This window comes from Streptomyces sp. NPDC008313 (assembly GCF_042956125.1).
GTDB lineage: Bacteria > Actinomycetota > Actinomycetes > Streptomycetales > Streptomycetaceae > Streptomyces.
This window is the reverse complement of record NZ_JBIBFR010000012.1, coordinates 254,703-263,135: the sequence shown is the minus strand read 5'-3', so window position 1 is coordinate 263,135 and position 8,433 is coordinate 254,703. Positions and strand designations below refer to the sequence as shown.

Below are 8,433 nucleotides of genomic sequence, written 5' to 3'. Positions count from 1 at the left end.
CTTCCTGACGATCAGCCGCATGCCCTGGGGCCAGCCGTCCAGGACGTCGCCGGTGAGCTCGGCGACCCAGGCGCCGTCCCGGATCTCGCCGTCCGCCTCGACGGCCGGCGTCCAGGCGGATGCGGGCACCTTCAGGACATGCTGGTGGATCGCGTCGGTGATCACCATGCCGACGGAGTAGGACAGCCATCGCCCCCGCTGGGCCAGCCAGGCGACGAAGTCGTGGGTGCCGCCCGCGGAATCCGTGCGGACCAGGGTCCGTCGGCCGCGCCGGAATCTGGCCGGCAGCTGGGCCAGGGCGAGTCGGGCGGTGGTGATGTGGTCGGCGGCGGTGTTCGAGCCCGCGTTGCCCGGCCTGAGCAGGGCCGCGACCGGTTCCCCGGTTCCGCAGGGGCCGTGGTCGACGAAGGCCATGAGCGGGTGATGGCCGTAGGTCCGCTTCCAGGTGGGTGCGGCGTCCTCCTTGTCGGAGTGCGCGATCACCAGGACCCCGTCGAGGTCGACGGTCACCGTCCCGCCCGCGTCGGGCGCCACCCGGCCGGCCAACTGCCAGACCCGCTCGCGGGCCTGGGCCCGCGCGGAACGGATCGCCTGCAGGGCCTTCTGGCCGGAGGCGGCGAGGGTGTCGATCAGGCGGGAGACCGTCGGGTCGGAGGCGACCGACCCGAACACGGCCGGCTCGGCCCGCAGCATGCCCACATCCGCGAGGCAGTCCCCGCCCGACGCGACCGCCAGGGCGACATCCAGGAGAACCTTGCCCGGGTCGTGCGCCGCCCGGGCCTTCCGCCACGGCGTCAGCGCCGTGGATATCGCGGTGTCCAGGCCGGCCTTGCGGACGGTCTCGACCAGCATCACGCCCCCGGCCTGCGAGACCACAGCCCGGCCACCGCCCTCGATGCGGACACGCGGGTAGGACCCGATACGCTTCTTCACCTGGAGAGTGCTTCTTTCCGTGCAGCCAACAGGACCCTCGACAAGTCCCATCGTTGCAGGTCAGGAGCACTCTCCGCTTATTTGATCAAGCCTCGGACACCCCATCTCGTGAAAGCGCGAGGTTAATGGTCATCGCTCTCATCGTCGCCGTGACGATCGCGTTGACGGTCCGTTCACGCCGCAAGCGCACGGCTGCCCTCGCGGCGCAGTGGCAGGCATTTCAAGCAGCACTGAAGCTCCGGGCAGGGGCAACTCCTCCAGGTGACGCGGGTCTACCAGCACGGCCGCCGTGGCTCCAAAGCTGTCGTGACCTGGTGCGACACCGGGCGGCAGCAGGACGCCTGGTTCTGGAACTGGCACGTTCCCGCAGGCGCGTACCTGCTCGTGAACGCCTCCAGTGGCTATGGGCCGCACAGTCATAACCCGAACGTGCTCTACATCCAGCCCGGCCAGGTCCGAGCCTGGGTACCAGGGCAAGCCGCTCGCGCCGCTCAACGCGTCAGCCAGTAACGCACTGCTGCCCCCGACCTGCGGTGGTCGGAGGCAGCAGCGTGACGTGCACACAGGTCAGCTCGTTGCCGTGGCCTTGGCGAGAGCCTTGTCGAGGTGGCGGTCGACCAGGGCTGGGGAGCCGGAGACGACCAGCAGCAGGTTGCCGTCGCGGATCGCGGTCTGCTTGACCACGGTGCTCCGTCCCCCGGCGATGAACGTCAGGAGCTGGCTCCACTGCTCGTCACCGCCGGCGTGGGGTGCGGGCAGCTTCTGGGAGGTCACGTCGACCGGGGTGCCGCCCGCGACGACCTGATAGGTCGGGCAGCCGGTCATGGCGTCGAAGATCCGGTCGATGCCGTCGGAGAGCTTCTTCGCGCTGTCGCTGTACAGCTCCTCGGAGATCTCCGAGGAGCTGCCGTCGTAGGTGAAGTCCGCCTTCGCCTTGTGCGGGAAGGCGAGTGTGCCGCCAGTCGCCGCATCGCCGCCCAGCTCGCTCAGGGCGGGGCAGCCGATGACGGTGACGTCGTCGTGCTGGGCCGGACGCTCCGGCTTGGGAAGGTAGCCGCTGCCGAGGTCGCGCGGGTCGAGCAGGCGGGACTCGAGTGCGGCCGAGGAGAGCGCGGCCGGCTTCTGGACGGCGTCGGCCGGCTTTCCCGTACGGGAGGAGGGGGTCTGATGCTTGGCCCCGGTGGTGTCGGCGGCGCAGGCGGGCAGAGCGAGGAGGGCGGCGGTGATGCCGAGTGCGGTGGTGGCGACGCGAACGCGCATGACGGAACTGACCCCTTGGTGCTAGGCGACGGGTGGTCAGTGCGGGCCCGCGGGCCCGGTGGGGTCGTAGGAGTGGTGGTCAGTGCCCGAGGTGGCGCAGGCAGTCCTCGAACGTGGCGTGCGTCGCGTCCGCCGGCCCGGAGTGCCGGTTGTACCAGGCGGTGTCGATGCGGGTCTCCTGCTGCTGGTGTCCGGCCCTGCAGCGCAGCCAGATCTCACCGCGGGTGGAGAGGATGAGCCAATCCCGGTATGCGCCGCACTCGGTGCAGGCGGCCATCTCGCCGTCGAGGACGAGGGGCTGCTTCCACGGCATCATTTTGCCTTCGACCTGGTCGTGGCTCGGCACCCGCAGTTCCGGCGGGAGGAAGTCGTCCACGATGGCTGGCTCGGCGGACTCCGGCTCAGGCGCTGGCACTCCGAGGCCGGACGGCACTTGGCCCTGCAGCTGCACGTACAGCTCGGCGAACTGTCTCTGAGCTTCGCTCGGCTCCTTGGCCCTGCGGCGTATCCGGTGAAACACCTCGGCGTCCTCCTCTACCTCAGCACCTCGTCCTGCGCGTTTCATGATCGTGCCCCACGCCCCCGGCGGTTTCAATTCACAAAGTCCACAGTCACCTCCGGCCAGGTCAGCAGAGGTATTCGGCTTCTGGGCTGCCCAGAGGATGAGTTGGCCACGATGCGTGTCTCCATGCGCCGGGGTGGCCATGCCAGGGTGTGCCCGATCACACGCCATCGTCTCCCTCGACCGCTCAACTTCGCGACGCCTACTGGCTCGACTCACCCCACCTGCGCCATGCCCGTCCGTCCTGCGGGTGCACGGATGCCAGCCCCCACATCGGACCTGGTCGCCACCGAGGTTCGATGTGGCGCACGACCATGCTCTGGATTGCGGGCGAAGCGGTGGCGCTGTCCCTTCTCTCGGTGATGCACTGAGTCCGCGTGCAGGCACCCGGCGGGCTCACAGGGTCTTACGTGATGTGTCCTCTCCGCTGCGCTGCCTGCCGGGCGCGGAGGGCCTGGTGTTCGTCCCGTGCATTGCGGACCGGCGCCCTGCGGTGCTGGTCTCGGGCAGGTGGGAGGCATCGGCGGGCAGATCGGCGGTCCGCCGCATCCGCCACACGAGCACGTCGCTGACGGAGTCCGCGGTGCCGAGTTCGCGGCGGCCGGCAACGTCGGACAGAAGGAGGGCCGCGTCGTGTCCGGCGGCTTCGGCTTCCGCGATGGTCGCCGCCAGGGCGTACCAGCCGGGTTCGGCGAGGATCTGCTCGGCCAGCTCCGGCAGCGCCTCGCGCAGCAGCACGGTCGGCCGCTGGAGCATCGGTCGGCTCAGGCGTCGGCCGCGCTGGTAGAGCACGCCCAGGGGCTGGGCGGCGGCGGCCTGGTAGGCGGTGCGCAGGTGCGCGGCGGCCCGGGTAGCGGCCTCGGCCTGCTGGGCGTGCCCCTTCCTGGCGTGCCAGTGCGCGGCGGCGGTGATGAGGAAGAACAGCATGTCGATAGCCATGGCCGTGGTGGCTCCGTCCTCGCCGCGGCCGAGGACCGGGCCGCTTTGGACGAGGTCGCGGGCGGCCTGCCGCAGGGCTCGATCGTGCCCGCGCACGGCGCGGACGTGAGAGCGCGAGGCCCGTTCGAAAGCCGTTGCAGCGTCGCGCAGTTCGCGGCGGGTGTGGGCGGCGGAGGTCTTCGCGAGGGCATCCAGGACCTCGCCGGCCGCTGCGATGTGGGCGGCGGCGACCGCGTCCTCGCCGTGCTCGACGACGAGCACGGCCTGCCACACGGCCGAGGCTGTCCCGCGGCGTGCAGCGGCCGGACTGCCCGGCTCCGTACGGATCGCATCCTCCCGCTGGGCAGCCGGAACGTCCTGCGCGTCACCGGCCCAGCGCTCGCGGATGCGGGGCAGCGACAGGTCGGGGGCCAGGCGCGCGCCGGGGTAGAACACCGGCTCGCCGTCCTTGTTCAGGTCATCGGGCAGGGCGACCTTGTACCCGAGGAGGTCGCCAGAGGGAGCGGCGCGCTTGCGGATCAGGAGGCCGGCGGTGGCGAGCCGGTCGAAGAACTCCTCGTCGCTCCTCGCGCCGGCCACCGCCCGTCGTACGGTTTCGCGCAGTTCCTCGCGGGCGGTGCGCTCGCGACCCTGCCGCTCGGCTTTGTGGCGTTCGGCGCTGGTGGGCCGTTGGGCTGCGGTGCCGTCGCCGGGGGCGACCTGGTGGAGGCCGAGTTCCTTCTCGATGAGCCGGGCTTCTGCCTGGGCGCGGGCGCCGGAGCGGAAGTCGTCGGGGCGGTGGCCGTCCTCGGTGACGAGGGTGGCGACGATGTGGATGTGGTCGTCGGCGTGGCGTACGGCGGCCCAACGGCAGCCGGGCTGTCCGTCGCCGGGGTCGATGCCGGTGGCGGCGACGATGCGGCGGGCGATGTCGGCCCACTCCTCGTCGGACAGGATCCGGTCGCCGGGGTCGGCGCGTACGGAGGTGTGCCACACGTGCTTGGCCGGGCGGGCGTGCTTGGCGAGGGCCATCACGGGCTGGTCCAGGAGTTGCTGGAGGTCTGTGAGGGTGGCGCTCGGGTCGCGGCCGGGGTCGGGGGACATGCCGTCGAAGGAGGCGACGAGATGGGGGTCGGTGTGATCCTCGTACTTGCCGGTCTCGTAGAGGTAGTAGAGGAGACCTCTGGTGTCCGACCCGGACGGGTTGACGCTGGGGATCACGAGCCGTGGTGCTCGATCAGCCGTGTGGCGGCTTCGTGGGCGGTGTCGGCGGCACGCCGTACGGCGGCGACGGCCGCTTCGAGCTGAGGAACGTCTGCACCGGAGTTGAGCGCCTTGACTGCCTGGTTGAGATTGCTGCCGGCCCAGCCGAGCCGACGTCGGCTGTCGAACAGGGCTGTGATGACTTCGCGTTCGTCGGCGATCTCGGCGCTGGTGCGGTTGAGGTCGCGGGCGGCGGCGAGCGCGGAGCGGGCGAGGAACCCGGCGACGGACAGATTGCACTGGGCGGCGGCGGACTTGATCATGGCGAACTCATCATCATTGAAACGTGTGTTGGGCTGGTGGAGGCGCTTCTTCTCGGGCGACTGGCGCGGACGCTGGCGGGCGCGAGGAGCGTGCTGTCGGCGTACACGCGGCTCAGTCTGCTTCTCCTCCTGCCCTGGCTTCGATCCGCCCCCGGTCGAAGCTTCAAGGACCTGCGCCCCCCGGTGCAGGTCCTCTCCCGCCCCCGAGGGGGCGGGTTCGGCGGAAGCTACGCTTCCGCCCCAACTTGCTCGCCCCGAGACCGAGTTGGAGTCGGGATCAGGTTCCGGGATGGTGCCGTTCTTTCGTGCGTTCGTCATCGGGATTCGGGCCTCGTGGAGCGGGTGCGCTGCTCGATGGTTGCGGCCAGCGCAAGGACATCGGCTGGGCTGGCAAGGACGCGGACCGGCCCGTCGGGGCGGTCCTGGACGAGCCACTGCCCGGTCGACGTGAGGACGATGGCGTGTAGGAGTTGTCGGCGGACCAGGACGTCCGCCCAGGCATCGGCCTCGGCGACGGTGGGCTCGGAAGAACGAGGGGGACGCGGAATCACGGCGTACCTCCTAAGCGGGGCGGTGGTGCCCGGCACGGAGCCGGGCCACCTTTGCGGGCACGGGCTTTGAACTGGTGCTTTGCCGGTTCAGCCGCACTCGGGGCAGCGCCCGACGTGGCTGTTGAGCGCGCGGGCCATTCGCTGTTTCGCCGAGGCAGCTTGCTTCGCACTGGACTTCGCCGCCGGCCTGCCCGCGTGCCGCTCGGAGTGAGCGAGCATGAACCCGATCTCTCGCTCGTACTCCGCGCGGACGGTGTCGAACTGGTGGCAGGTCTTCATCGGGCGGTGCTCCTCGTCATCGTGATGTCCTCGTTCCGCAGCTCCTGGAGGACGAGGCCGAGTCGGTCGTTCCCGACACCCGTCAGGCCCTGGCGGCGGATGATTTCGCGCAGCTGCACCCGGGTGATCGCTCCGTTGCCGTCCCGTTCGAGCAGGGCGGGAACATGGGGGCGTACCTCGTGGACAAGCTGGCGCTCGGACTCGCCCAGCTCGCGTGCCGCGCGCTCCGTCTGCGGAGAGCGGGACTGGGCACGCTTGTCCTTGTTCTTCGTCCGGGACTTCCTGGCCGGCTTCCGGCGGAGTGGGACCTTGTGTCCGCGGTCCTGGGTGGTCTCGGTCCCGGACTCGGTGGCGGTCGGTCCGCGGTCCTGGGTGGTCTCGGTCCCGGACTCGGTGGCGGTCGGTCCGCGGTCCTCGGTGCTCTCGGTCCCCGACTTCGCGAGCCTCGGTCCCCGATGAGAATCTGGCTCCTGAGCTGCTACTTCTCGCGCGTTGTGGTCGGTCCTCGTGGCCGCTGTGTCCCGCGCTGCGGCTTCTGGATCGGCGGGACCGGTCCCCGGGACCGCACCGTCTTCAGGGGGCTTGGTCCCCGCGGTCGTTCTCGTTTCGTCGCCCTTGGTCCCCGCGCCGACCGTGGCTTCAGGGTCAGCCTCCTCGGGGACCGGTCCCCGAGGAGTCCTCGGTCCTCGGTCCGGGACCGGCTCGTCGGAACCGTCGGGACCGGGGACGGGGACCGGCACATTCGATGTCGGCTGTGCGGGGACCGTGGCCGCCGATGCGCTGCTGTGTGCCGGGGACCAGGGAGAAGGGAGCGGGACCGTGGCGAGCGCGAGCGCGTGTCGCCGGGCGGCTAGCTGGTCGAGCAGTTGTGCTCGCTGGAGGGGGTCGGTGCCGACCGAAGCCCTGCCGAGCGCCTTCGACAGGCGTCGGGTCAGCCGCCGACCTCGACGGTTCCGCTGCTGCTCGGGTGTGCGCTCGGCGAGGCGGGCGGCGAGGGTGACCGCACGGGCGGTGGCCCGGTCCCGGGTGATCTGTGCGGCGTCGCGGTCCCGCACGGCGATGCCGAGGCGGGACAGGAGACGCTCGCGTGCCTCCCGGCCCAGGACGGCGATCAGCCCTTTTGAGGCGGCGCCGGGTGTCCGCAGGCGCAGTTCGATGCCCATGGCCAGGTGCCACAGCATCGCCGCCATGACTGGTCCGACGAAGGCGCGGACGGTGCCGCCGATGGGGCCGCTCTCTGCGTAGGCGGGGATCACCTGCACCGTGGTGATCACCCAGACCAGCATGCCCGGCAGGCCGGGGGCGCCTTGGACGGCGAGGTTCTGCCGTGCCATCAGCGCGGTGGCGAACAGGGCGAGTTCGGCGGCGGCGAACATGCCGGCGCGCTCGGCGGCGCCGGCCATGTCGAGGTAGTCGGCGGCGAACCGCCACGAGGTGTCGGCGCTGTAGGCGGTGCAGCCGAGGGCGGCGACGGCGGCGACCTTGACCGCTGGGCCGCCGAGACGTTTCTGCGAGCGAGATCCCCGGCGCCGGATGGTCCAGGCGGTCAGCACGAGCGCGAGGGTGGCGGGCACGACGGCGACGAGGAGGAGAGGGAGGTCCGAAGTAGCACCGAAGGCGAGGACGGGGTGGGTCATGCTGCCTTTCCGAGAGGGGCGTGCGTCGGGGGCGACGCTGCCGGGCGGCCTGCTGGCTGCTGCGTGCCGGGAGCTGCGGGCGCGGGGGTGCCCTTGGCCTTGGAGGTCTTCTTCCGCCTCTTCTTGGGGCGGGGCACGCCGTAGTTACGGTCGCGGTCGAGGACCTTGTTGGCGGCTTGCCGGAGCAGGTCTCGGGCGTGCTTGTGGCTGATCTGCAGGGCGGCGGCGAGCCGGTCGGACTGCCAGCCCCGGACGTAGGCGTGGTCGATGACGACCTGCCGCTCGGCCCCGGTCAGGTGCACGTCGCGTCCCTGGAAGAAGGCGGTCACGCGCCGGTAGTCCAGGCGCCGGTGCAGTCCGTCGTGCAGCGGGCGCCGCTCGGCTTCGGTGAGGCCGCCCCAGACGCCCTCCTTGAGGACGTTCTCCAGTGCGAAGTCCAGGCATTCGCGGCGTACGGGGCACCAGCCGCACAGCTCCTTCGCCTCTGCGATCTCCTCGTGGTCCCGGGGCCCGGGGAAGAACACGGCGTCGGCGTCTTCGACGTCCATGCCGTGGCACGCTGCGCGGGTGTGCCAGCTGGTGTCTGCGATGCCGCGCAGGCCGGTGGCCGGCGCGTCGTGGGTGGTGATGTGGCGCAAGGCGGGTCTCCGATGTGCTGCCGCGGCGGCCGGCTAGGGCGGTGCTCGGCGGGTGCGGCGTCGGGTGCCGGCTGCGGCGCGGGGCGTGCGTCGCAGCCGGTGCGGGACGTGTCGGGTGGCGGTGCAGCG

8 protein-coding genes are annotated in these 8,433 nt (G+C 71.3%); all 8 read right to left on the bottom strand.

The features are described from left to right. The coding region (locus ACFY93_RS18645) for an IS1380 family transposase (RefSeq protein WP_391359906.1) at nucleotides 1-933 on the bottom strand (933 nt) is incomplete at its 3' end. Nucleotides 934-1,500: 567 nt separating this feature from the next. Next, the gene (locus ACFY93_RS18640) at nucleotides 1,501-2,193 is read right to left on the bottom strand and encodes a hypothetical protein (protein WP_391359903.1); all 693 of its coding nucleotides are present in this window, start codon (nucleotides 2,191-2,193) and stop codon (nucleotides 1,501-1,503) included. A 79-nt stretch (nucleotides 2,194-2,272) separates the two neighbouring features. Next, nucleotides 2,273-2,713: a hypothetical protein gene (locus tag ACFY93_RS18635; RefSeq protein ID WP_391359901.1), complete on the bottom strand. Its 441-nt coding sequence runs from the start codon at nucleotides 2,711-2,713 to the stop codon at nucleotides 2,273-2,275. 438 nt (nucleotides 2,714-3,151) lie between these two features. Then, nucleotides 3,152-4,894 carry a relaxase/mobilization nuclease domain-containing protein gene (locus ACFY93_RS18630; protein WP_391359898.1) on the bottom strand — a complete coding sequence of 581 codons (1,743 nt, stop codon included), beginning with the start codon at nucleotides 4,892-4,894 and terminating at the stop codon, nucleotides 3,152-3,154. Continuing rightward, entirely contained in the window at nucleotides 4,891-5,199 is a 309-nt protein-coding gene (locus ACFY93_RS18625; RefSeq protein ID WP_102912502.1) for a mobilization protein, read from the bottom strand. Before ACFY93_RS18625 ends, ACFY93_RS18630 begins: the two co-directional genes overlap by 4 nt. Nucleotides 5,200-5,837: 638 nt before the next feature. Then, nucleotides 5,838-6,029, bottom strand: a complete 192-nt coding sequence (locus tag ACFY93_RS18620; protein WP_057608355.1) for a hypothetical protein — start codon at nucleotides 6,027-6,029, stop codon at nucleotides 5,838-5,840. Beyond that, a complete protein-coding gene (locus ACFY93_RS18615) occupies nucleotides 6,026-7,666 on the bottom strand; it encodes a hypothetical protein (protein WP_391359896.1) in 1,641 nt (546 codons plus the stop codon). The genes ACFY93_RS18620 and ACFY93_RS18615 overlap by 4 nt, the downstream gene beginning before the upstream one ends. Beyond that, complete coding sequence (locus ACFY93_RS18610) at nucleotides 7,663-8,304, bottom strand: WhiB family transcriptional regulator (protein WP_391359894.1); 642 nt, start codon at nucleotides 8,302-8,304, stop codon at nucleotides 7,663-7,665. Before ACFY93_RS18610 ends, ACFY93_RS18615 begins: the two co-directional genes overlap by 4 nt. Between the last annotated feature and the right edge of the window lie 129 nt (nucleotides 8,305-8,433).